Origin of the sequence: Caballeronia eucalypticola (assembly GCF_047608185.1) — a bacterium.
GTDB lineage: Bacteria > Pseudomonadota > Gammaproteobacteria > Burkholderiales > Burkholderiaceae > Caballeronia.
Genome location: NZ_JBLKRU010000003.1, coordinates 149769 through 173627, shown reverse-complemented (window position 1 = coordinate 173627; position 23859 = coordinate 149769). Strand labels below are relative to the sequence as shown.

24 protein-coding genes, 2 tRNA genes and 1 pseudogene are annotated in these 23859 nt (G+C 59.9%); 14 read left to right on the top strand and 13 right to left on the bottom strand.

Annotated features, from left to right (window positions below; all coding sequences use genetic code 11):
* Positions 1 to 5 precede the first annotated feature (5 nt).
* Together tkt and ACMX25_RS05140 are read right to left on the bottom strand one after the other, a co-directional pair.
* A complete protein-coding gene (tkt, locus tag ACMX25_RS05145; RefSeq protein WP_414948451.1) occupies positions 6 to 2102 on the bottom strand; it encodes a transketolase in 2097 nt (698 codons plus the stop codon).
* A gap of 333 nt (positions 2103 to 2435) precedes the next feature.
* The gene (locus ACMX25_RS05140; RefSeq protein ID WP_414948685.1) at positions 2436 to 3488 is read right to left on the bottom strand and encodes an NADP(H)-dependent aldo-keto reductase; all 1053 of its coding nucleotides are present in this window, start codon (positions 3486 to 3488) and stop codon (positions 2436 to 2438) included.
* A gap of 203 nt (positions 3489 to 3691) precedes the next feature.
* Here ACMX25_RS05140 and ACMX25_RS05135 point away from each other — a divergent pair, with 203 nt between their 5' ends.
* From ACMX25_RS05135 to ACMX25_RS05125, 3 genes are all read left to right on the top strand, one after another.
* On the top strand, positions 3692 to 5134 hold the full coding sequence (locus ACMX25_RS05135) for a DHA2 family efflux MFS transporter permease subunit (RefSeq protein WP_414948450.1): 1443 nt from the start codon (positions 3692 to 3694) through the stop codon (positions 5132 to 5134).
* An 81-nt stretch (positions 5135 to 5215) separates the two neighbouring features.
* Entirely contained in the window at positions 5216 to 5461 is a 246-nt protein-coding gene (locus ACMX25_RS05130) for an AbrB/MazE/SpoVT family DNA-binding domain-containing protein (protein ID WP_436228244.1), read from the top strand.
* Positions 5461 to 5886: a type II toxin-antitoxin system VapC family toxin gene (locus ACMX25_RS05125; protein ID WP_414948449.1), complete on the top strand. Its 426-nt coding sequence runs from the start codon at positions 5461 to 5463 to the stop codon at positions 5884 to 5886. The genes ACMX25_RS05130 and ACMX25_RS05125 overlap by 1 nt, the downstream gene beginning before the upstream one ends.
* A 251-nt stretch (positions 5887 to 6137) precedes the next feature.
* On the opposite strand, the gene ACMX25_RS05120 is transcribed toward ACMX25_RS05125, so the two are convergent.
* Positions 6138 to 6213: transfer RNA gene (locus ACMX25_RS05120), tRNA-His, on the bottom strand.
* Between the two features lie 99 nt (positions 6214 to 6312).
* Complete coding sequence (gene dusA, locus ACMX25_RS05115; RefSeq protein ID WP_414948448.1) at positions 6313 to 7314, bottom strand: tRNA dihydrouridine(20/20a) synthase DusA; 1002 nt, start codon at positions 7312 to 7314, stop codon at positions 6313 to 6315.
* Between the two features lie 105 nt (positions 7315 to 7419).
* On the opposite strand from dusA, the gene ACMX25_RS05110 reads away from it, so the two are divergent.
* From ACMX25_RS05110 to ACMX25_RS05100, 3 genes are all read left to right on the top strand, one after another.
* Entirely contained in the window at positions 7420 to 7650 is a 231-nt protein-coding gene (locus tag ACMX25_RS05110) for a hypothetical protein (RefSeq protein WP_414948447.1), read from the top strand.
* On the top strand, positions 7631 to 7912 hold the full coding sequence (locus ACMX25_RS05105) for a hypothetical protein (RefSeq protein ID WP_414948446.1): 282 nt from the start codon (positions 7631 to 7633) through the stop codon (positions 7910 to 7912). The genes ACMX25_RS05110 and ACMX25_RS05105 overlap by 20 nt, the downstream gene beginning before the upstream one ends.
* 392 nt (positions 7913 to 8304) lie before the next feature.
* On the top strand, positions 8305 to 8730 hold the full coding sequence (locus ACMX25_RS05100; RefSeq protein ID WP_414948445.1) for a hypothetical protein: 426 nt from the start codon (positions 8305 to 8307) through the stop codon (positions 8728 to 8730).
* Here ACMX25_RS05100 and ACMX25_RS05095 read toward each other — a convergent pair.
* The 5 genes from ACMX25_RS05095 to ACMX25_RS05075 all read right to left on the bottom strand — a co-directional run bounded on the left by ACMX25_RS05095 (position 8727) and on the right by ACMX25_RS05075 (position 11605).
* Complete coding sequence (locus ACMX25_RS05095) at positions 8727 to 9839, bottom strand: enoyl-CoA hydratase/isomerase family protein (protein WP_414948444.1); 1113 nt, start codon at positions 9837 to 9839, stop codon at positions 8727 to 8729. The two genes, ACMX25_RS05100 and ACMX25_RS05095, sit on opposite strands and share 4 nt — an antisense overlap.
* Positions 9840 to 9915: 76 nt before the next feature.
* Entirely contained in the window at positions 9916 to 10530 is a 615-nt protein-coding gene (locus ACMX25_RS05090; protein ID WP_414948443.1) for a TetR/AcrR family transcriptional regulator, read from the bottom strand.
* A gap of 84 nt (positions 10531 to 10614) precedes the next feature.
* Positions 10615 to 10896, bottom strand: coding sequence for a DUF1488 family protein (locus ACMX25_RS05085; protein WP_414948442.1), 282 nt, complete (start codon positions 10894 to 10896; stop codon positions 10615 to 10617).
* Between the two features lie 65 nt (positions 10897 to 10961).
* Positions 10962 to 11333 (bottom strand): hypothetical protein, encoded by a 372-nt coding sequence (locus tag ACMX25_RS05080; RefSeq protein WP_414948441.1) that lies wholly within the window; start codon positions 11331 to 11333, stop codon positions 10962 to 10964.
* Positions 11333 to 11605, bottom strand: coding sequence for a hypothetical protein (locus ACMX25_RS05075; protein ID WP_414948440.1), 273 nt, complete (start codon positions 11603 to 11605; stop codon positions 11333 to 11335). The genes ACMX25_RS05080 and ACMX25_RS05075 overlap by 1 nt, the downstream gene beginning before the upstream one ends.
* 431 nt (positions 11606 to 12036) lie before the next feature.
* Here ACMX25_RS05075 and ACMX25_RS05070 point away from each other — a divergent pair, with 431 nt between their 5' ends.
* Positions 12037 to 12354 (top strand): hypothetical protein, encoded by a 318-nt coding sequence (locus tag ACMX25_RS05070; RefSeq protein ID WP_414948683.1) that lies wholly within the window; start codon positions 12037 to 12039, stop codon positions 12352 to 12354.
* Positions 12355 to 12386: 32 nt separating this feature from the next.
* On the opposite strand, the gene ACMX25_RS05065 is transcribed toward ACMX25_RS05070, so the two are convergent.
* Complete coding sequence (locus ACMX25_RS05065) at positions 12387 to 12725, bottom strand: DMT family transporter (protein ID WP_414948439.1); 339 nt, start codon at positions 12723 to 12725, stop codon at positions 12387 to 12389.
* Positions 12726 to 12728: 3 nt separating this feature from the next.
* Entirely contained in the window at positions 12729 to 13232 is a 504-nt protein-coding gene (locus tag ACMX25_RS05060; RefSeq protein WP_414948438.1) for a heme-degrading domain-containing protein, read from the bottom strand.
* A gap of 449 nt (positions 13233 to 13681) precedes the next feature.
* On the opposite strand from ACMX25_RS05060, the gene ACMX25_RS05055 reads away from it, so the two are divergent.
* From ACMX25_RS05055 to ACMX25_RS05035, 5 genes are all read left to right on the top strand, one after another.
* The gene (locus ACMX25_RS05055; RefSeq protein ID WP_414948437.1) at positions 13682 to 16768 is read left to right on the top strand and encodes an ESPR-type extended signal peptide-containing protein; all 3087 of its coding nucleotides are present in this window, start codon (positions 13682 to 13684) and stop codon (positions 16766 to 16768) included.
* A gap of 249 nt (positions 16769 to 17017) precedes the next feature.
* Positions 17018 to 17094: transfer RNA gene (locus tag ACMX25_RS05050), tRNA-Met, on the top strand.
* A gap of 233 nt (positions 17095 to 17327) precedes the next feature.
* Positions 17328 to 17723, top strand: coding sequence for a DUF2946 domain-containing protein (locus tag ACMX25_RS05045; RefSeq protein ID WP_414948682.1), 396 nt, complete (start codon positions 17328 to 17330; stop codon positions 17721 to 17723).
* Between the two features lie 83 nt (positions 17724 to 17806).
* Positions 17807 to 18178 (top strand): copper homeostasis periplasmic binding protein CopC, encoded by a 372-nt coding sequence (gene copC / locus ACMX25_RS05040; RefSeq protein ID WP_414948436.1) that lies wholly within the window; start codon positions 17807 to 17809, stop codon positions 18176 to 18178.
* Between the two features lie 7 nt (positions 18179 to 18185).
* Positions 18186 to 18632 carry a copper chaperone PCu(A)C gene (locus ACMX25_RS05035; protein ID WP_414948435.1) on the top strand — a complete coding sequence of 149 codons (447 nt, stop codon included), beginning with the start codon at positions 18186 to 18188 and terminating at the stop codon, positions 18630 to 18632.
* An 87-nt stretch (positions 18633 to 18719) separates the two neighbouring features.
* Here the strand turns inward: ACMX25_RS05035 and ACMX25_RS05030 are convergent, their stop codons facing one another.
* Positions 18720 to 21206 carry a penicillin-binding protein 1A gene (locus ACMX25_RS05030; protein WP_414948434.1) on the bottom strand — a complete coding sequence of 829 codons (2487 nt, stop codon included), beginning with the start codon at positions 21204 to 21206 and terminating at the stop codon, positions 18720 to 18722.
* A gap of 672 nt (positions 21207 to 21878) precedes the next feature.
* On the opposite strand from ACMX25_RS05030, the pseudogene ACMX25_RS05025 reads away from it, so the two are divergent.
* Positions 21879 to 22151: pseudogene (locus tag ACMX25_RS05025) on the top strand (plasmid mobilization protein); the annotation flags it as partial.
* Positions 22152 to 22338: 187 nt separating this feature from the next.
* On the opposite strand, the gene ACMX25_RS05020 reads toward ACMX25_RS05025, so the two are convergent.
* Entirely contained in the window at positions 22339 to 22752 is a 414-nt protein-coding gene (locus tag ACMX25_RS05020) for a DUF2177 family protein (protein ID WP_414948433.1), read from the bottom strand.
* Between the two features lie 385 nt (positions 22753 to 23137).
* Between ACMX25_RS05020 and ACMX25_RS05015 the strand changes: the two genes are divergently transcribed.
* Positions 23138 to 23818 carry a PspA/IM30 family protein gene (locus ACMX25_RS05015; protein WP_414948432.1) on the top strand — a complete coding sequence of 227 codons (681 nt, stop codon included), beginning with the start codon at positions 23138 to 23140 and terminating at the stop codon, positions 23816 to 23818.
* The last annotated feature ends 41 nt before the right edge of the window (positions 23819 to 23859 follow it).

Below are 23859 nucleotides of genomic sequence, written 5' to 3'. Positions count from 1 at the left end.
ATGGCTTACTCCTTATGGCTGGTTTTGACGCGTTCAATCTGCTTTTTGGCTTCGTCGTAGACGTGTTCCGGCGTGAAGCCGAATTTCTTCTTCAGGTCGGAAAGCGGAGCCGATGCCCCGAATGTATGCATCACGATCTGCGAACCGAGGCGGCCGACATAGCGATCCCAGCCGAGCGTGCCCGCCTGCTCAACGCAAACACGCGCGTCGACGTCCGGCGGAATCACGGAATCCTTGTAGGCATTGTCCTGGCGTTCGAACAGATCCCATGACGGCATGGACACGACGCGCGCCGCGATGCCTTCACTCTTGAGCTTTTCATACGTATCGACGCAAACCGATACTTCGGTACCTGTCGCCATCAGGATGACTTCCGGCTTCTTGCCGTCTTCAGCGTCGGCGAGAACATACGCGCCCTTGTGGACGCCCTTCGCCGATGCATATTTCGACCGGTCGAAAGTCGGCATTGGCTGGCGCGACACCACGATGCACGCCGGACGTTGCGGCTCAGCAAGCGCGGCGCGCCACGATTCGGACACCTCGTTTGCATCGCCCGGACGATACGTACTGAGCCCCGGCACACCGCGCAACGACGCCAGTTGTTCGATCGGCTGGTGCGTCGGACCGTCTTCGCCCACGCCGATGGAATCGTGCGTGAACACGTAGATGACCGGCACCTCCATGATGGCCGAAAGCCGGATGGGCGGCTTCATGTAGTCGCTGAAAATCAGGAACGTGGAACCGTAGGGCCGCAGGTTCGACAGCGCGAGCCCGTTGCAAATTGCGCCCATCACGTGCTCGCGAATACCGAAGTGCAGGTTGCGGCCCGCGTAGTTATCGAACTCGAAACTGCCCGCGCCTTCGAACTTCATATCGGTTTTCGTCGATGGCGACAAATCCGCCGAACCGCCGATCATCCACGGGAAACGCTTGGCAATAGCGTTCAACACCTTGCCCGACGATTCCCGCGACGCCATGCCCTTCGGATCGGCATCGAACGTAGGAATATCCGCGTCCCAGCCTGCCGGCAACTCGTGCGCTTCGATCTGCGCAAACTCTTTCGCCAAGTCCGGATACTTCTTCGCGTAGTCATCGAAACTCTTTTGCCACGCAACGCGCGCCGCCTTGCCGCGCGCACCGATGCCCTCGTTGAAGTGCTCATACACGCCGTCCGGCACGAGGAAACTCGAATCTTCCGGCCAGCCGTAAAACTTCTTCGCGAGCTTGATTTCGTCCACGCCCAGCGGCTCGCCGTGCGCGGCGGAAGTGTCCTGCTTATGCGGCGCACCCCAGCCGATAATGCTCTTCACCACGATCAGCGTAGGTCCGTCCGTGTAGGCCTTCGCCTGGTTCAGCGCGGCTTCGAGCGCGCCGGCGTCGTTGGCGTCGTCAACGTGGATGGTGTTCCAGTGATAGCCCTTGAAACGCGTTTCCACGTCGTCGCTGTACGCGAGATCCGTGTGGCCTTCAATGGTCACGCGGTTGCTGTCGTAGATCCAGGTCAGATTCGACAACTTCAGGTGACCCGCCATGGAAGCGGCTTCGTGCGAGATGCCTTCCATCATGTCGCCGTCACCGCACAACGCGTACACGTGATAGTCGAAAATCTTCGCATCCGGCTTGTTGAAATGCGACTCGTACCAGCGCCCGGCCATGGCCATGCCGACGCTGTTGCCTAGCCCTTGCCCGAGCGGACCGGTGGTGGTTTCAACGCCCGTTGTCATGCGGTATTCGGGATGGCCCGGCGTCTTGCTATCCAGCTGCCGAAAATGCTTGATGTCATCCAGCGACACGGCCGGACCATCCGTTGGCTTGCCGGCGTGATCGACGGCTTTCACGCCGGTCAGGTGCAGCAACGAATACAGCAGCATGGACGCGTGACCGACCGACAGCACGAAGCGGTCGCGGTTTGGCCACAGCGGCTCGGCTGGATCGTAGCGCAAGTGGTTCTGCCACAGATGAAAACCGACGGGCGCGAGCGCCATCGGCGTACCCGGGTGGCCGGAATTGGCTTTTTGCACCGCGTCCATAGACAGCGTGCGGATGGTGTTGATGGCGAGGGTGTCGAGATCGGAAGAGGACTTCGAGGGGGTTTGCGGCATGAGCGACGACTCCTTTGCGTAGGGCGCGCTGAGGCACGAGAGGCGCCACAGCGGGCAACCGGGACCTTCGAGCAAGTGTAGTGCCATGACAACTGGCGCGTCACCAAAGAACAACGAAGCGCGCGCCACGAACGGCTTGGCGCGGCTTATGACAGACGATTACGACATCAACGAGACAACAACTTTACGCTTGAAACAATGCAAAAAACGAACGTAATGGGTAAAAAATCGTGGTCGTTTTGATCATCGTAACGTTGGCGCGTGACATTTTCAGCAAACGATCAGCGAGTCGGCTCATGGAGTCAACTCACGGAGCCAACTCATTGCGCCAGCTCACGGCGCCGGATTCGGCTGCGCTTCGTGAAGCGCATCGATTTCAGCGAGGATCTCGTCGGACAATTTAACGTCCACGCTGCCGATGTCCTCGTGCAATTGCTCGAGCGACGTCGCGCCGATGAGCGTGCTGGTCGTGAACGGCTGGCTGTTCACGAACGCGAGCGCGAGTTGCGCCGGGCTCAGGCCGTGACGCCGTGCGAGCTCCACGTAGCCGCTGATGGCCTTGATCGTATGCGGCTTACTGTAGCGTGCAAACCGCTCGAACAGCGTAATGCGGGCACCTTCCGGACGCGCACCGCCCTCGTACTTGCCGGACAACCAGCCGAATGCCAGCGGCGAATACGCCAGCAGGCCGACATCTTCTTTGTGCGTGAACTCGGAGAGGCCGGCTTCGAATGTCCGATTCACCAGGCTGTACGGATTCTGGATGCTTACGATTCGCGGCAAGCCGAGTTTGTCGGCGGCCTGGAGGAATTGGGCGACACCCCAGGGCGTCTCATTCGATACCCCGACGTAACGGATCTTCCCTGCCTTCACGAGATCGCCGAGCACCGTCAGCGTCTCTTCGATAGGCACCGTGTATTCGTCCTTGATCCACGGATAATTCGCACGGCCGAAGGTCATCGTGCTGCGGTCGGGCCAGTGCAATTGGTACAAATCGATGTAATCCGTCTGCAGCCGCGCGAGGCTGGTATTGACGGCTTCGGTCAGGTTCTTGCGGTCGAATTGATTCGCCTCGCCGCGAATATGCCGCGGATTGTGCGGCTGGCGCGCCGGCCCCGCGATCTTGGTCGCGAGCACGATTTTCTTGCGTGCACCCGGGTTCGCTGCCAGCCACGTGCCGATATATGCCTCCGTGCGCCCTTGCGTCTCGGGACGCGGGGGCACCGGATACATCTCGGCGGCGTCGATCAGGTTGATGCCGGCATCGAGCGCGGCATTGAGTTGCGCGTGCGCATCGGCTTCCGTGTTCTGCTCGCCCCAGGTCATGGTGCCCAGTCCGATCAGGCTGACATTGACATCCGTTCCACCGAGTTTCCGGTACTCCATCGCGTGCTTCCCCATGTTCGTTTTCAGGTTTCAAAGGCGCTAGCCGAGTGTCGACGCTACCATAGCGCGGGCCTTGCTGCAGGGGTGCCCATCGCCACGGCGCGCTCCGCGCCCGGTAAGCTAACGGCATGCGGCGTGATTGGCTTTCATTAGCTTTTCAAGCGTGCTGCGTTCATTCGGATCAGAACAAGAGAGACTCTTAGATGCAGGCCCCCGACCTCACCCGCACCACGTCCGGCGCGGCGAACCCGCGCGGTTCATCCGTCATCGTGATGCTGGTCGCGGCGACCTTCTTCATGGAGAACCTCGACGGCACGATCATCGCCACGGCATTGCCGCAAATGGCGCGCTCGTTTGGTCTTCACCCCGTCGACCTGAGCCTCGGCATTACGTCGTATCTGTTGACGCTCGCCGTCTTCATCCCTATCAGCGGCTGGGCGGCGGACCGCTTCGGCCTGCGCACCGTGTTCGGCAGCGCGATCGCGTTGTTCACGGTGGCGTCCGTGCTGTGCGGCATGACGTCGACGCTGCCCACGTTCACGGCAGCACGGGTGCTTCAGGGTATCGGCGGTGCGATGATGGTGCCGGTCGGGCGGCTCGCGGTATTGCGCGCGACGCCCAAGGAAGGCTTGATGCGCGCTATCTCGATCATCACCTGGCCCGGCCTTGTCGCGCCCGTGATCGGGCCGCCGCTGGGCGGGTTCATCACCACGTATTCGTCGTGGCGCTGGATCTTTTACCTGAACCTGCCGCTCGGTTTGATTGGCCTGGTCGTGGCGCTTCGTTACCTCGATAACACCCGCGAGCACGCCAGCCGCCGCTTTGATTTCCTGGGTTTCGTGCTGTGCGGCCTTGCCTGCACGACCCTGCTCTACGCGATGGAACTCATCGGCCGCAACGACACGCCCTGGGCATTCGCCAGCGCGCTGACCGCCGTCGGCGTACTCGCGGGCGTGCTCGCGTGGTGGCATGTGCGGCGCGCGAGCGAACCGGTGCTGGATCTCAACGCGCTGCAGATCAAGACTTTCAGGGTGGCGATGGGCGGCGGCTCGTTGTTTCGCGTTGCCATCAGCGCGGCGCCGTTCCTGCTGCCGCTGATGTTTCAGGTCGGCTTCGGGCTGAACGCGTTTGCATCCGGGTTGCTGACGTTGTCGGTCTTCGCCGGCAATTTATCGATGAAACTCGTCACCACGCCGGTCATGCGGCGCTTCGGCTTCCGTCCGGTGCTGATCGTGAACGGGATCGTGGCGGCTGCGTCGCTGGCGTTGATGAGCTTGATATCGCCTGCTACACCGACCTGGATCATCGTCGCGGTGTTGTTTGCGAGCGGACTGTCGCGCTCGCTGCAGTTCACGGCGCTGAACACACTCAGTTTCGCCGATGTCCCGAAGGCGCAGATGAGCGGCGCGTCGGCTTTGTCGAGCACGCTGTTCCAGTTGACGATGGGGATTGGCGTCGCGCTCGGGGCGATCGCTTTGAGGCTGGCCGAATGGCTGCATGGTCACGATGCGCAGACCGTCGTGCCAGCCGATTTCAGCATCGCGTTCTTGATCGTGGGGGCGGTGGGATTGGTGGGAGTAGCGGACCTGTTTAGCTTGCATCGCGATGCGGGCGCGCAGGTTAGCGGGCACGGGAGGAAGGGGTGAGGCAGGTCGAGCCGTTTGCGTGCAGTCAAGACGGTGCTATGATGTATATACGTATTCGTATATCAATTGGAACCGTATAAGATGAATCTGCAAATTGCAAAATGGGGCAATAGCCTCGCGCTTCGAATTCCCGCCGAGTACGTGCGCCGCATTGGCGTGAAGGAAGGCGACCACGTGCAGGTTGACTTGACCATCGACGGCGGTCTTAGTATTCGCGCCTCTAAATGGGACCGCAGCGCGTTCGCCCGGGAGCTTGAAACAACCCGTGAGACGATGCCAATATCTGAGCCCGTCATAGACGAGCTACGGCGCGGAGCGCGCTATTGATGTCGACTTATGTAGACACGTCCGTGCTGGTGGCGCTGTGCGTAAATGAACCCATGAGCGCTGTTGTTGCACGATGGTATGCAGCGTGTACCGACGAATTGACCTCCGCTGCATGGTGCGTCACTGAGTTTGCAAGCGCCCTCGGAATCAAGCAACGGACAGCGCAAATATCCGCCGTGCAAGGTGCGTCCGCATGGCAGGCGTTCGAGCGCCTTTGCGCAAGCGATTTGCAGTTGCTGCCGGTCGAGCCGTCTACGTTTCACCGCGCGGCCGTGCTGACTTTGGACGCCACAACCGGACTGCGCGCTGGCGACGCGTTGCACCTTGCTGCTGCGATGGATGCCAAAGTAAAGACCATGGCAACACTCGATGGCGTCCTGGCCCGCAATGCCAAACGCATGAGAATTAAGCCTCTCGATTTTTAACGGCCTAACGTGTCGGGCGGAGCCACGGTGGGCGCTGTTCGGGAGACCCTATCAGTGAATTGGCGTGATCGATCCCCGTACTTTATTAATGCTCTGCTCACGCTCTTCAACACCCAGCTTTGAGTAAAGCCTGCGATCTAGCCGTTTGTATATCGGTTGATCTTGTCCAATTCGGCTTAATCAAGAGTCACATGGATTCCAGAAAGCAAAAAGCCCAACTCGCGAAAGTCGGGCTTTTTACTTGAATCTTTTGGGGTGGCTGATGGGGCTCGAACCCACGACAACAGGAATCACAATCCTGGACTCTACCAACTGAGCTACAGCCACCACTGTCTTACTTCTTGCTGCCTCTTTAGCTCGCCAAGAACAGGCTTGCTGAATCGAGAAACAAGATTATACGAACAAAGATTCGCTTTGCCTAGTCCCTTATTCGATCAATTCGACAGGTTCACGCAGATGAGTGCGCGCTTCATCGAAAATAGTCATATCGCCGGTGGCGAGACGGCGGCTATCCGAGAGAACGCGGCGCCAGCCACGCGCACCCGCCACGCCTCGATACAAACCCAGCGCATGCCGCGTAATGCCGCCGAGGAACGCCCCGCGCGCCACTTCCTGACGCGCATAGTCGATCAAGCTCGCCTCAGCCTCCTCGCGCGACAACAAGGGCGTATCCGCGCCGTAAAAACGTGAATCGACGCCCGCGAGCACGTAGGGGTTGTGATAGGCCTCGCGGCCGAGCATCACGCCATCGACATGCTTCAGATGCTCTTCCACTTCATCGAGCGTCTTGATGCCACCGTTGATCGATATTTCCAGATGCGGAAAATCGCGCTTCAACTGATACGCATATTCATACTTCAGAGGCGGAATCTCGCGATTCTCCTTCGGGCTCAAACCCTTCAGGATAGCATTCCGCGCGTGGACGATAAACACTTCGCAGCCGGCATCGGCGACGGTGCCGACGAAGTCGCGCACGTAGGCATAGTCCTCAACCGCGTCCACACCTATCCGATGCTTGACCGTGACCGGAATGGACACCACGTCGCGCATGGCTTTCACGCAATCCGCGACCAGTTGCGGCTCGTTCATCAGGCACGCGCCGAATGCGCCGCGTTGCACGCGCTCGGACGGGCAGCCGCAATTCAGGTTGATTTCGTCGTAACCCCATTGCTCGCCGAGCTTCGCACTGCGGGCTAGATCCGCTGGCTCGCTGCCGCCGAGCTGCAGCGCAACGGGCGCTTCGCCTGGCGTGAACGCGAGATGCCGCGCGACGTCGCCGTGCAGCAGCGCGCCGGTCGTGACCATCTCTGTATAGAGCCACGTGTGCTTCGTCAGGATGCGGTGGAACGACCGGCAATGGCGGTCAGTCCAATCCATCATCGGGGCAACGCTGACGCGGCGCGGGCTCGGTTTTAAAGCTGTTGACATGGGAACTGCTGATTGTAGGCGTTGGGCGCCTTTCCGGCGCTGAATCCGTGATTTTACCGTAACGCTCGAAACGCCACGAACTCGACGTTAACAATCAGATTTACCGTGAAATCAACAGCCTGCGCGGAGAATCGATTGCTGTACGGTATTTTTTGCGTCGCGGCCAAGATCGGTCGGCATGAAAATCGTATGCTCCCCGGCCACGGCGCCGCAGTCATCGAAAAAACGAATCTTCCGCACGCTCCGGTGTCTCAAAAATCAAATGCCAGCGCTTTGCCGGATTTATTCGAAAAGCGCCGACGATCCGGAGAAACTCATGAAATCCCGTCCGAATAAAACGCCTTCTTGTATCGTCGCCGCCTTTGCCGTCGTGATCGCCGCGCTGGGCATCGGAATGGAAACGAGCGTGCAGGCCCAGACCGCGAACGCCGACGACACTGCGTCGATGGTTAAACCGCCGGTCACACCCAGCGCCCCAAACGCGGCCGGCCCGCGTGCGGATAACCCGGACAACATGCCGACGAAGCGCCCCGCCCTGCCTCCCAACAGCGATCGCATGCTGCACAACAACCCGGCCAGCGACGCAATCGCGAAATAGGACGGCCGAGGATCGCATTGGCCGCATGAAAACGATGACGACCGCAGCGAATCAAGCGGCCGCAGGGCGGCATCGCCGGCAATATTCGGCCGCGGCTCCCGAATGCATCGAGCAACTGGCCGCTGATTCGATCCAACCAAAAGCGAAAAACTTCCGCATCCACACGCCAAGCGCGCCATGGCTCCGCTCAGGCGACTCATCAACTGCCGCGAACCCGATCCAAAGCAATATCGCTGCGAAACTGCAACCTGATTAGCGCATTCGCCAGAACCCGTTGCATCGACCGCAAAGCCGCGTCCGATTGCACCAAAACGCGACATGCCCGACCCTATAATGACGCCACCTTAAAATACAGGCGCAGCCACGGCTCGCGTCTCAAGCGGTGGTTTTTAATGCAAAAAGTCATTCTTCCGTTCGTCGCGGGCTTTCTCGCCGCACTGTTTTTCCGTGAAGCGACCATCGCGATGTTGCATGCGGCCGGCGTGGTCGATCCAGCCGGCTATTCCACCGCTCCATTCCTGCCGCTAGGCATTCCCGAATTCATCGTCAATGCGCTATGGAGCGCATTCTTCGGCATCTTGATGGCGTGGCTGCTGCGCGTCGCACCCGACCGCACCGCGCCGTGGATCGGCGCGCTGGTGTTCGGCGGCATCGTGCTGACCGCCGCGAGCGTGTTCGTGGTCGATCCGCTGCGCGGCATCTGGCCGAGCGGCAACATGCTGCCGCGGCTGGCACTGGGATTTGCATCGAATGCAATGTGGGGCTGGGGCGCGCTCGTCTTCATGCGCGCCTTCATGGCCGGCAACGACGCCGACTAATCCGTCAGCGCGGCCAGCGGATGGTCGCGCTCAGACCACGGACTGTCGTACATCCGCAAGACCGCATCACGCGTCACGTCTTCCATGCGCGACACCTTCCACACCGGCTGATTGTCCTTATCGACAATGCGCGCCCGGATGCCTTCCATCACATCGCCATGATCGAACGTCGCGCGCGTGAGCCCGAGGTCGCGCCTCAACGTCTCGGCCATGCTCGACGTCGTGGCGCGGTCGATCAATTCCAGCGATACATCGACGGATAACGGCGAACGCTCACGCAACTCAGCCGCCGTGCGCGTAGCCCAATCGCTTTCCTCGACGTCCCCGCTCGTCACGCTTTCCAATGACTTCAGACAGGCCGCGCCGTTGCCCGACGCAAAATGCTTGTCGATAAAACCACGCTCCTTTGCAAGCTCGCTCGGCTTCCCTGCATCGGAACGCGCCTGCGCTTCGATAAACCGCACCACCTCCGCGCCGCTCGCGAACGGTTTCTCCTTCAGCGTATTGATAAGAGCCGGCAGCGCTTCGTCGTTCATATAAGCATCGGCGAGGCCGGTGTAAAGTGCATCGGCGGCATCGATAGTCGCGCCCGTCGCCGCGAGATAACGCCCGATCGCGCCCGGCGTGCGCGCGAGGAACCAGCTCACGCCCACATCCGGAAACAAACCGATACGCGTTTCGGGCATCGCCATCTTCGTCGAACCGGTGACCACGCGCACACCGCCCGTATGCCGCGCGCCCTGCGAAATCCCCATTCCACCGCCCATCACCACGCCGTTCAGCAATGCGATATACGGCTTCGGATACGTGAAAATCGCGTGATTCAAGCGGTATTCATCGGTGAAAAATTCTTCGATGACCGCGTGCTCGCCCGCCTTCGCCGATTGATATAAAAACCGGATATCGCCGCCCGCGCAGAACGCACGCGGATGCGGGCTATAGACGACCACCGCGTGCACCGAAGCGTCGTCACGCCAGGCGTTCAGCGCGCGATGAATGGCGTGCAGCATGGGCGTGGACAACGCGTTCAACGCCTTCGGACGGTTCAGCGCGATGAAGCCTATACCCTGCGCGCGTTCGATACGAATTTCATCGATGGATTCAGTCATATGCAATGCGAGTTTCTATTCGTGTGAGTGAAAATGAAGCTGAAAATGGAACCAGAAAGCCCATCGGGAAAGCCCGTCAACCAGCACTTGCTGACGGCCGTCGACGAGCAGGCTTCTTGTTCTTGCCAGGCAAATATACATCCAGCATTTCATCGATAAGCGTATCCGTCGGCACAGTGAAAACTGTCGAGGCCATCATGCTCAACGACACGATACCGTGCAACGCGGCCCACAATGTCTCGGCGCGAGCCGCAGGCTTATCAACCAACGCCAACGTCCCGGTCAGCAGGGAAAGCACCGTTTCGCCGGCCGATGTCACATCGTTAAACGCGGCACCGGTATAAGCGGGATTCTGCATGAAAATCAGCCGATACACTTCAGGATGTGTCAGCCCGAACGTGACGTACGCATGCGCCATGGCCTTCAGGCGCTCCACCGGTTCGATCACGCCATCAAGCGCGTGCAGGGACTCGAGCAACTGCGCGTGGGCCTCGGCGCAAAGCGCGTGAGCGATGGCATCGCGGCTTGCGAAATGCAGGTAAAGCGAAGCGGGCGAATATCCGACGACCCCTGCGATCTTGCGCATCGACAACGCGTCGAAACCGTCACGCACGACTATCACGCGCGCCGCATCGAGGATTTGGATGCGCAGTAAGGGCTGATTTGAAAGATGTTGTTTTGAGCCTGCCATCCCGCGCATTTTCCGGATGACACCGGCCAAGTCAATGTAAAACTGAGTAGCGATGAAGGCAGCCGCCTCTTCAAATACCCGCTATCAGTTCGCCATTCCCGGTGGAAAATGGCCGCTCTTCAAAAGCACGGGCTCACCGTTATTGATATGCAGATGCTCCCTCGCAACCGCTTCAATCCTCGGGCGTGCAGCATCGAATGCACGTATCCACCCGATGCTGTCGCAACTCTGCGCGCCAAAGTGATCCTCCAGGGCTTCAACCGAGATCGCGCACGGAACGCGCTCGCCATCGACCAGCGCAGCGAATACGACCGTGAGATTCGCGTCGCGATACGCCGGCGCATCGGCGGGAAAAAGAATGTTCATGGCGGCCTCGAATGGCAAGGAAATAGGGGTAACGCACGATCCTACTCGCGACGCCTCGTTCCGGTCTACCCGGCTTCTTCCATGCTGAGCCGAACCAGCGCAGCGGACACGTCGACAATCAGCAGCGACACCGCGTCAGGATCGGCGTAATCGAACTTCAGATGCCGGCTCATGTCCCTTACCCGTTCGCAAAATTGCTGCTGCGCCGGCTCGGTGACCACATCGAAAAGACTCAACGCTTCCGCCTCGAACCGGTAGTGCACGCCCCACGCAATATTGCCCGGATGACTCGCCATGCCGCTCGTGCGCCAACTCACGAACAGGCACGGTTTCAGATCCGTGCCAATCTCGCTGATATCCGCGCCGCTTGGGAACAAATCGAGCAGCGCCTCCGCTACGCAACGCATTGCCGGGTGGCGGATGTTGAGCGTGCGCATCAGCTATTTTGCAACAATCTGTCGATATAGGCGCGCGCCGCCTGCTCCACATTGACGAGCGCGTCGTCCTCGGTCGAAAAGCGCTGTTGAGCGCCGACATCGACCAATGCCTCAAAGCGGCGGACGTTGTCCGGACTGCCCTCCGCAACACTCACGGTACCCACGTAGATGGGTGCGTTCGACGCTCCATCAGCCTGATCCGGAGCTTGGGTAAGGCGCGCTGCCGCGCTGATGTAATACCCGCGATACGGGCCGCTAACGCGTTCTGCCATGTCTTCCTCTCAAATGTTTTATAAGTGTTCGTGTGTTGCCCACGCTTCTGTAAGGGTTGAACGCCGGCAATTAGTTCTCAGCGGTTGCAACCTGTTGCATTTCTTCCCGGGCTTGGGCGGCGCGGCCGGTCCCAAAGCGGTTCGCTTGAAAATGTAGTGCAAGCCGCGCGCCAGAGGCCGGGCTGCGGAGCATTTATCGCGGTGGGTTGATCTGGATCAAAAAGCCGACTTTTTCGCGCGCTCACCGGCGTGTGGGAAAATACGTGCACAAACATATTTGGAAACACGTTGGAGACGTAGGTTGGAGAGGCGGGTTCGAGAGCGAGGTCCGTGCGTTCTGCTCGATCTTCTACGACGTTATCCGGTGTCTGCCACCGAGGAACACAATGAATAAATTTGCCCAGCGCTTGCCGCTTCCCTCCCCGCTTCGCATGGCGCGGGTTTTACAAGCCGCCGGTCTCACCGTGGCAGTCGCGGGTGTCTTAAGCCTTGGCGGATGTGCATCGTCAACCGATGCATCGCTGATTCATCTTCCCGACGGCCAGAGCGGTTATGCCATCAACTGCAGCGGTGCCGATGCGAGCACGACATGGGCGAGCTGCTATGTCATGGCCGGGGATAAATGCGGCGCGACGGGCTACACGATCGTATCGAAGGACAATGAGGAAGGCGGACCGTCGGGCGGCAGCATCACGAACGTGGTATCGGCGAATGTTAAAAACCGCTCGATGGTCGTACGGTGTAACTGACATGCCACCGGCTGCGCGTGGCGCGGCCGGTGTTAATGCGGGCTGACCTTCGAAAACACGTTCAGCACGACTACGCCCGCTACGATCAGGCCCATCCCAAGTACGGCGGGCAGGTCGGGGATCTGCTTGAATAATAATGCCGCCGCGATCGTGATCAGCACGATGCCGGCACCGGACCACACGGCATAGACAATGCCTACCGGCAGCGACTTCAGCGTCAGCGAGAGCAGATAGAACGAGATGCCATAGCCGATCACCACAATGACGGACGGCACCAGCCGCGAGAATCCTTCCGATGCCCGCAAAGCCGATGTCGCCACGACTTCAGCAACGATAGCGACTGCGAGCAGCATATAAGCGGATGAGCGCATGGGTTATGCCTTGTCCGATGCAAACGCAAGCGCGCTTGCGTCGTGGCCGAGGACCGCGCACAGCGCTTCGACTACGAACTCGTGGTCCCGGCGTTGCGGCAGGCCCGACACCGTCACCACGCCAATCACGCCCGCGCCCTTGACCGTCAGCGGGAACGCGCCGCCGTGCGAGGCGAACTCGGCGGCGGGGAGACTGTATTTGTCGGCAAGGGTGGCGCCTGCCTGCTGCAGCCCCAGGCCGATGGCATAAGAACTCACACGAAAGTGCTCGACCGTTCGCGCCTTGCGTTGCACCCAGCGGACGTTGTCGGGCGTGGTGCCATCGAGCGCGGCGAAGAACAACGGCTGGCCGAAAGTCCGGACTTCCATGGCGACCGCCGCACCGCGCGCCACGGCCATCTCACGCAGTTGCGAGCCGAGCTGCCATGCACGGTCCGAATCAAATTGCGGAAAGACGAGCGTCTGTTCCTGGTGGACGATGGTCTGAAGGTCTTTGGCAATGTTCATAAGCGATGATTTCCTGACGAGTGACAAGAGCAGAGCGGCCCGAACATAAGTTGGTCCGCACACAAGGCGATTGCACAAATTGTGACATGACAGGGGAAGCAGGGTTTGCGCGCGCGCGTCATTTAAGTGCTCTGTGGCGACTCGCCTGTTTTGGGACGATCGGCTTACTCATAAGCCTTCGCCCTAACAATTCTTATTCCGACTCAACTCACTCGATAAATCCAATCGATTCGGGCAGCCAATACGTTGTTTATATTGCACTGACCGATTAATTAGGAGCTTTCTCATTAAGGCATTTTGCCTCGGTCAGTAGAGTTCGAGCCTTGTCCACGCAGCCATCGACGAGTCCCTTCGGATTCGATATCGGCGCGGACTCGACACGCGGATGACACCTGTCCCGCTGCGTGCTCGCGTCGTGGATCCGAGTCAACTCTACGCAGGAATGCAAAATGAACAAGGTTTATAAGTCAGTCTGGAATGAATCCATCGGCGCATGGGTCGCGGTGTCGGAAACTGCTGCGGCGCGTGGTAAGCGCAACGGGCGATTAACAAAAGCGGTTGTTGCATCTGTCGTAACACTTGGTGCAGCAGGGACTGCCGTCGCGGGAGCGACGGACGGCGGAACTGTGGAAAGCGCGACAGGAGTCGCGGTCGGACCTAATGCGCAATCACAAGACACGGGCACGATCGCAATCGGGATGAACTCCTACACTGACGGCGTAATCGGCAGTACGCCCCCTCCCGGCGTTATTTCTGGAACCATTGCCGTTGGCTACAACGCTCGGTCGGTAGGTCCTGGAAGCATTGCCATCGGTCAAAACTCCGCTATTGGAGACGCGACCAGCCTTGCTGTAACTAACGCAGTTGCGCTCGGATATGCCGCGGTGTCGAACGGTCAACAGGCTGTGTCGATCGGCGCATCAGCGTCGGCAGTGGCCGCTTCGTCAGTAGCATTGGGTAGTGGCGCCGTTGCTGATCGCACCAATACAGTTTCTATCGGTAGCTCTACGACGCAACGACAGCTCGTGCAAGTCGCACGCGGCACGCAAGCGACTGACGCAGTCAACGTGGGGCAGATCACGCCTCTCGTCAGCGCACTTGGCGGCGGTGCTGCCCTTAACGAGGATGGTTCGATCTCTGGCCCGACCTTCACGGTCGCAGGCAAATCATTCAATAACGTCAATGACGCCTTGGAGGCAGCGGGTGCCGGCAGCAAGTACCTGTCAGCAAACGACGCTGCCACCAATAGCAACGGCGCGTCGGCCATCGGCATCGGCAGCATTGCGATTGGTGGAAACGCCGTCGCGGACAGCACCGGTGGTTCGAACGCAGCCCTCGCCATTGGCTCTGACTCACGCGCGAGCACGAAAGCGACTGCTCTCGGCCCGGGCGCAACCGCATCCGCTTTGGACACCGTTGCCCTCGGTACGCTCTCCGTTGCCGACCGCCAAGGCACCGTCTCGGTCGGCAACGCCACGACCAAACGCCAGATCGTGAACGTAGCTGCCGGCACGCAAGCCTATGACGGCGTCAACGTGACCCAGCTTCAGAACGTAACGACCTTGCTCGGCGGCGGAGCGAAGGTCAACGCCGACGGCACGATTCAGGCGCCCGCATACACCGTTGCCGGCGCATCGTTTGGCACCGTTGGCGATGCGATCACCAAGGTCGATACCGAGCTGAGCAACAAGGTCGCCTACGATGCCGCCGACCAGGCGCATATCACGCTGGGAGGCGCCGGTACGTCGAAGCTTGTCACGATTTCCAACCTGCAAATTGGCGACCTGTCCTCGACCAGTACTGATGCCATCAACGGCTCGCAGTTGTACTCGACCAATCAGCGCGTCGGATCGCTCGAAACGTTCGAAGGCAACATCAACAATGGCGGCGGCATCAAGTACTTCCACACGAATTCAACGCTTGCCGATTCATCGGCGACTGGCGCGGATTCGGTGGCAATCGGCGGCGCAGCGGTAGCATCGCCGAACAACTCAGTTGCGCTTGGATCGAACTCGGTTGCTGATCGTGTCAACTCGGTGTCCGTCGGTGCAGCCGGCAAGGAACGCCAGATCACCAACGTCGAGGCAGGCACGGCGTCCACCGACGCGGTCAATGTCGGCCAGCTGACCGCCGTATCGAATAACGTCGACACGCTTGGCAGCCTTGCGGTCAAGTACGACACGAACACGGACGGCACGCCGAACTACGAGCAGATCACGCTGGGCGGTGCGGGTGCCACGAAGCCCACGTTGCTGACGAATGTCGCCAGCGGCAAATTGACGGATGACAGCACCGACGCCGTGAACGGGTCGCAACTGTACGCAACCAATCAGAACGTGGCAGCGCTTCAGGACTTTACGAACAACGTCAACAACGGCGGCGGCATCAAGTATTTCCACTCCAACTCCACGCTTGCCGATTCGTCGGCAACTGGCGCGGATTCGGTGGCGATCGGCGGCGCGGCTGTGTCGTCGGGCAAGAATTCCGTCGCGCTCGGGTCGAACTCCGTTGCTGATCGGGACAATACGGTGTCGGTCGGCGCAGCAGGTAGCGAGCGCCAGGTCACCAACGTGGCGGCCGGTACGGCGTCCACCGACGCGGTCAACGTCGGGCAACTCAACGCTGTATCGAATAGCGTGACGTCACTTGGCGCCAGCGCGATCAAGTACGACACCAACGCCGACGGCACGCCGGACTATGCCAATGCAACGCTCGGCAACGCCACGGGCACGGCGCTGCATAACGTCGCTGCAGGCACCGGCAACATGGACGCGGTCAACCTGGGTCAGTTGAACGACATGATGGGCCAGGTCACCAACCTCGCGAATGGCGCATACAACCCGCTCTTCACCGCCGATGGCAATCGCGACACGGAAATCGCTACGTCGAGCGGCACGCACTCGGTGGCATCGGGCGCGAATGCCATGGCATCAGGCGCGAACTCGGTAGCGTCTGGCGCGACGTCAGTGGCTAGCGGCACCAATTCGATCGCGGTCGGCTCGAATACATCGGCTACGGCGAACAATGCGGTTGCCGTCGGTGCGAATGCATCGGCTACGGCGAACAACGCGGTTGCACTCGGCTCAGGCTCAGTTGCGGATCGTGCCAACGCGGTATCGGTGGGAACCACAGCGGCCGGCGGTCAGCGTCAGGTCACGAACGTCGCCGCGGGCACAGACGGTACGGACGCCGTCAACGTGAACCAGATGCAACAGTCGGTGAACACGGGCGTGAAGTCGGCGAAGGGTTACACCGACGCCCTTCGCTCCGACATGGACAGCGGCCTGTCGCTTGCCAACAACCACATCAACAGCGTCGGTGCAATGAGCAGCGCGATGGCGATGATGGCAGGCAGCGCGGCAGCGGTGGCCGACAAGGACAACCGCTTCGCAGCGGGCACGGGTGTGTATCGCAACAAGGCCGCTATTGCGATCGGCTTCCAAAAGCGCTTTGGCACCAACATGGTCATCACGGTCGGCGGTTCGACGACCGGCGAAGAAAGCACCGGAGGCGCAGGTTTCGCGTTTGGCTTCTAAGCAACGTTTCAACCGCTTGGATGCAAAGTTAGCAAACATGGCCGCAGACCTCTTCAGTGAGGTTTGCGTCCGTGTTTTCATATGCGCCTTCACATGTGAAGCAGTGGCTTGCGCTTAACCGGTCGCGTCTTGAAGAACTTGAGCACGAACAGCACTCGACGTTCCTCATCAGCCACTGCTGTTTCAGACCAAGTTATCAAAGCAGTGAAACATGTTGCACTGCAAACACCGTTGCCCTATAATCTTTTTCGCGGGGTGGAGCAGTCTGGCAGCTCGTCGGGCTCATAACCCGAAGGTCATAGGTTCAAATCCTATCCCCGCAACCAAGGATTAAAAGTCAAAAGCCCGGTTCTCCGGGCTTTTTTCATTTCAGCGGCATTGGTTGGATGCTGGGGCCATTGGAGTTGTTGGGGTCTCTCTACGGGGTTGCATAGCGCGAATACCAAGTGCTCATGGTCCTATGCTGCGCTGAACGGTCGCCCTGACCCGCACAAACTCGCGCATCCACGCGTGGCATAATCAAAGGCTAAACCCGCTTTTGGAAGCCATCGTCAGCCTCATGCGCCGTCGCCTTGTACGCAAGTTCGGAAGCCTCATCGGATTGCTTGCGATCCTGATGACCGCGCTCGCTCCGGCCGTATCGCAAGCGCTGGCCTCCCGCACGCAATCCGTGACAATCCTGAGTGCGTTTTGCTCGGCAGGAGCCCAAACGCCGCGGACGCCACTGTCCAATACTGGCAAATCCATTCGTTCGCCGCACTCTGCCGCCGGTCATTGGCAAGCATGCGGTTACTGCAACCTCGCGGCGCATTCACCTGGGGTCGCGCCTTGCGCAAGTGTTTATCAAGCGCGTATCACGCCGGGATCTCTACCCGATAACACCGCTGCCCAACCCTTCCCGCCATATGCGAAGGTCTTTGCAGCACAGCCTCGTGCACCGCCGGTCTTCATCTGATTCTTCCTCGCACTGCCGCCGGCTGAATGGCCGGTACTCATCATTCGCGTCGCTCGGATCGAACGAGATCAAACAGGATCAGCATGAACACGTCTCTCGCAATCATGATCAAGCGGGGTGGCTTGGCCGCCTTGCTTCTCGCCACCGCACAGCTCGCTTTTGCCCATGCGCATCCCACGCAGCAAACGCCTGCACCGGACGCGACGGTCGAAGCGCCGCATGAAGTAGCCATCGATTTCACGGAAGGTCTTGAGCCGGCATTCAGCACGCTGACCGTGGTCGATACAGCGGGCAAGCAGGTCAACAGCGCGAAATCGGCCGTCGATACAAAAAACAAGAAACATATGAGCGTCGCGCTCGGTGATCTGAAGCCGGGCACGTATCAAGTGGAATGGACGGCCGTGGCCGACGACGGCCATCGCACGCAAGGCCATTACCTGTTCAACGTAAAGTGAGCTGACTATGAAAACCAACACACTGATGCACGCCGGCTTGCTTTCTCTATGCGCCTTCGCGGCGTCCGGCGCGCAAGCCGCCACGCTCGATGTCCACGATTGCTGGATCCGTTCGATGCCGGCTAAATTACCATCGTCGGGCTACTTCGTGGTATCGAATAACGGCGATAAACCCGCGACCCTCACCGCCGCTGAAACGCCTGCGTACGGCATGGCGATGCTGCATAAATCGACGAGTAACGGCAGCACATCAACCATGTCGATGGTGGAGTCCGCCGAGGTGCCCGCGCACGGCACGCTCGCGTTTGCGCCCAGCGGTTATCACCTGATGCTGGAAGACGCGCCCAAGCCGGTGAAGGTCGGATCATCGGTTCCGTTGAAGCTGACGTTTGCGGATCAGTCGAGCATCGATACAACCTGCGTGGTCAAGCCGGCGTCTACGCTGGGTAAATAACGGCGCAACCTGTCACTCGAGCCGCGACAAAAAAAGCGCGCTGCAATCAAATTGCAGCGCGCTTTTTTATGCTGAAACAACCCTCTGTCAATGCCCCTTGAAGAGATCCATGATCTCTTTCCGCTCGGTCGGATTCACGCTGGGCGGCGGTACGCTCGGAGGCGTCAGTCCGGCAGGGCCGACACCGCCCACTGCATCGCTTGCCGCTTCGACCGGATTCGCTGAATCCACACCGATGCTCGCAACAAAACCATTGCCCGGGGTTTTATCGGCGAAGAACAACTCGCCGTCGACGGTCGTCAGGCCTTCAGGCATCGCCATTTGCTGTTGCGGAACATTGGCAAGCGCCCGTTGCATGAACTCCACCCAGATTGGCAACGCCAACTGTGCACCGAACTCGCGGCCGCCGAGCGACTTCGGCTGGTCGTAACCCATCCACGCGATCGCCACGAGTTGATGCTGGTAACCCGCGAACCAGCCGTCCTTCGCGTCATTGGTCGTACCCGTCTTGCCCTGCAGATCGTTGCGCTTGAGCACGTTGGTGCCAGCGCCCGTGCCGCCGGTCGCAACCGAATGCAGCAAGCTGTTCATGACGTATGCGTTGCGCGGTTCGAGCGTTTGCGGCGCGTTGCTGCCGGCAATCAGCGGATTGGCGCGCGAAATTACCGTGCCGCGTGCATCAGCTACTTCGCCAATCAGGTACGGATTGATCCGCGAACCGCCGTTGGCGAACACCGAATATCCACCGGCCAGTTGCAGCGGCGTGACAAGACCGGCGCCAAGTGCGAGCGGCAGATACGGCGGAGTTTTGTCGACATCGAAACCGAACTTCTGCGTGACGTAATCCTGCGCGTACTTCGTGCCGATGTAAGAAAGGATGCGGATCGACACCAGGTTCTTCGACTTCATCAACGCCGTGCGCATGGACATGGGACCATCAGGCTGGTCGTCGTCCTTCGGCTCCCATGCGTCACCACCTGGCGAGGTTGGCGGGAAATACAACGGCGCGTCATTGATGATGGTTGCCGGTCCAAGACCCTTTTCCAGCGATGCCGAATAGATAAACGGCTTGAAGCTCGAGCCCGGCTGGCGCCACGCCTGCGTGACGTGATTGAACTTGTTCTTGTTGTAGTCGAAGCCGCCGACCAGCGCGCGAATCGCCCCGTCCTGGGGCACGAGCGAGACCAGCGCGCCCTCGACCTGCGGCAACTGCGTGATGCTCCAGTTGCCCTTCGCGTCCTGCACCACGCGCACGATGGAACCCGGCTTGATCCGCACCGCCGCCGACGCATTGCTGCGCAAGCCGGCAGCCGCGAAACGCAAACCGTCGCCGGTGATGGTCGCCGGGTCAGCGTTGACGAACGTCACGACCACCTGCTTCGCATTCACCGACGTCGCCACGCCCGCGATCAGGTCCCCGTTATCGGGGTGATCGGCGAGCGCGTCATCGATGGCTTCGTCGCGGTCGTCCTGGTTCGTCGGCAGATTGACGAACCCTTCCGGCCCGCGATACCCATGGCGCCGCTCGTAATCCATCACGCCCTTGCGCACGGCGTTATACGCCGCTTCCTGATCGGCGGAATCGATGGTCGTGGTCACCGAAAAGCCACGCGTGTAGGTATCGTCGCGATACTGCGCGTACATCATCTGCCGCACCATTTCCGCAACATATTCCGCATGCACGCTGTACTCCGTCCCGGACACGCGCGCGTGAATTTCCTCGGCGCTGGCCTGGTCGAATTGCGCTTGCGTGATGTACTTCAAGTCGAGCATGCGCTTCAGGATGTATTGCTGACGCACCTTCGCGCGCTTCGGATTGACGACCGGGTTATACGCCGACGGCGCCTTCGGCAAACCTGCGAGCATCGCGCATTCGGCAAGCGTCAGGTCTTTGAGGTCCTTGCCGAAATACACCCGCGCCGCCGATGCAAACCCGTACGCCCGCTCGCCCAGATAAATCTGGTTCATGTACAGCTCGAGAATCTGGTCCTTTGTCAGCGCGCGCTCGATCTTGTACGCGAGCAGCATTTCGTAGACCTTGCGCGTGTAGGTCTTCTCGCTCGAGAGGAAGAAGTTACGCGCGACCTGCATGGTGATCGTGCTGGCGCCCTGGGACGCGCCGCCATGCGTGATATCGCTCAAGCCCGCTCGCGCAATGCCGATGAAATCCACGCCGCCGTGCTCATAGAAACGATAATCCTCGATCGCGAGGACGGCCTTTTTCATCTGGTCGGGAATCTCGTCGAAGCGCGCGATCCGCCGCCGCTCTTCGCCGAACTCGCCGATCAGCACGTGATCCGCGGTATAGACGCGCAGCGGCACTTTCGGCTGATAGTCGGTCAGCGCTTCAAGCGACGGTAGGTTCGGCCCCATCACGACCAGCGCATAGCCAATGATCAGCGCGCCGACTATCGCCGCGACGGCAATAAGCCCGACGAACCACAATACGATGCGCACCGCGATCGAGGGTCCGGCTGAAGACTTGGTGGTGGGTTGACGGTAACGATTGGGACCATCTTGATCCCGGTCATCGCGTGGAGCGTTCGAGGAATTCGGTCGTTTGATGATTGGCATGACTTGGATTGAACGGTGCGCCCTTAAGGCGCCCGGTGCGCAACGCCATGAAACCGCGTAACGATAAATATTGGGGTGAGGAAAAGCCGTGGCCAGCTTCGCCGTGTAGCCGATGTGTAGCGCTGCAGCCTGATCGATACCTGGAAGCACTCAACTCAAACCGAGCAGGCGCCTCCATGAAAATCTGTCCAGACTGCTGCGTCGCGTGCCGTTGCCCCCGGACTGGCTGCGCGTTCCCGCGTTTGGCCGCCGCGTTTAGCCGTTATCGGATTGTAAGAAAAACTGCAACACTCACGGCCCCGCGGAGAATAACAGCGCATTTTAAAGAATTCGAGCGCCCAGCACCGGCAGTGGCACGATTTTTTTGTAAGTAAATCCCGTGTAACGGGCCGTCGTGGCAAGTTTGCCCGTCAAAACCGATGCTCTTCAAGCTATCGCGGAGGCGGTGTTAACACCGCCATCTCAATATTGCAAGTGGATGATGCGGGCCGCGTCCGAAGCGTGGCTCGGCGATGTGCGCCCGCGCGACGAGAGGTTGGCAAAACGATATGATGGACACGTTGGTTGCGTGGTTTGCCGTACCGCCGCGTACGCCGAAAGCGCATCAAATGGCGTTGCCCGTGTTGGATTTTTAGCCGTTCTGACTTGCCAGCCCTGCTTAGCGAGGCGCTCATGACTACCAAACCCAGCGAACGCATCGTTGTTTTTGTTACTCCCGCGCAGAAACTTGCGATCACCAGCACTGCGGACGTCCTTGGCGTCAGCGTCAGCGAACTCATGCGGCGCGCCGTATTGAGCTTCAATGCGACCAGCGAACAGGTGAAAGCCGCCAGTCTCGTAGACCGACTGCGTGCGCCGAAAACCCCCGACCCGTTGAACGTCGCGCTGCGGCAAGTCGCCGAACGGGCAGCCGCCCGCGAGGCGCGGGAAGCGGCACAGGTTGCCAGGGTAGCCAGCAAACGCACGTTGGCCGCCGAAGGGCCGAAGCCATTACCCGCGCTTGAACCGGACACGGACGACGTCCTTCCGCAGACCTGCGATTCCGGGGAAAACTTCCGTACGCCGGATGAATCGGACGAAGACGCATCGTTTCCCGAACGTTCTTGAAAAGTTGCCCGGCAAGCCAGCCGGCTCAGTCGAGCGGGACCACGCGCGGTGTGATCGCGACCGCAACTGCCGATGCGGCTGCGCTCGCCACGGCGCCCCATGCCACGTCGACGAAAACGAGGGTCGTGCTCCAGCCTTTCAGCGTGGCGAGGTTGGTGAGGTCGTACGTGGCATACGCGACGATGCCGAATATTGCCCCGTTCATCAATCCTCGCAGGGCGCTCTGCTCGACTACGCCCGGCACGACACAAAAATACACCATTCCCGCGATGTAAATGACGTAAAAAACCGCCGCCGCGACGAAATTGGGCTTTGCCAATAACAATCCGCCAATCTCCCGTTGATACAAACTTCGCGAAATCACGCCAAGCCAGATCGCATCGAGAACCAGGAAAACCACCGCTGTGACGGCGAATGCAACGACGATCATTTTTGACATGAAGAATCCGTTCTTATTTCGTTGAAAAGCTTCAATTTCCGCGTCGGTACTCGCTAAATCAAGCGCATGGTGTACCGTTAAGAGAATGCGATTAAGCCCGGTTTAAGCCGTCGCGTGGTTTAATAGCCCGGCAAAAATCAGATGCCGCGCCCGGGTTGTCACATTGGCCTACGATCAGGGCCAGTCGGCTGAACCAGCCGGCACTGCGCGGATTCCAGCTTCGCAACAAATGTGCATTGGCGAGCTTGCAATCCGTGCGCCCGGCCCGATTTATCCGACGCGTGACGCCTCGGGCGCCGCGCTTAATCAAACAGCAGCAAACGTTCATGGAAGTTTCATCGAACGTTGCTGTCTGGCAGCCGACTTCATTTCCAGGAGGAAACTCATGTCGCTTTTGGATTCCATCTCGCGCACCGTCAAGGGCCTGTTGAACGACGCCGCCGACACCGTGCAGGACCCGTCGCGGGACGCTCGCCAGATTGTGCGCGAACTCGACGACAGTATCGCGAAGGCCGAAAATTCGCTGATCGAAATCGAGGCGCAGGTCGCCACGCAACAAAGCAAGCGTGACGTTGCCGCCGAGAAGGCGAAGAAGTACGAAGACGGCGCCAAGCGCGCACTGCAAAGCGGCGACGAAGCGCTTGCACGCGAAGCTCTGGGTGCACAGGCGAACGCCGAAACAGAACGCGACGCGCTGGCTGCTGAGCTGGTGACGCTGGTGCCGTCGGTTGATCACCTGAAGCAGCAGATCAACGACATGCGCCAGCGGCGCAACGAGCTCAATTCGCGCTCGAACATTCTTCAAGCGAAGCAGCAGATTGCAACGGCCAAGGATGTCGCGGCAACGGCGCTGGGCGGTATTGGCGGCAAGAACCTGTCGGAAGACTTTCAAAAGCTGGAAGACAAGGTGCAGCTATCGAACGCACGCTCGGATGCCCGGTTGAACTCGGCCGATCAGAAGAGCGGCAAGGCGCTCGAAGACAAACTCGCTGCGCTCACGCGCGGCCCGTCTGTCGAAGATCGCCTGGAAGCGCTCAAGAAGCAAATAAACACGCCGGCGCAGTAAAGTGCCGGCCCTCGGGCTGGCACTAAGGCTTTTTGCCATCT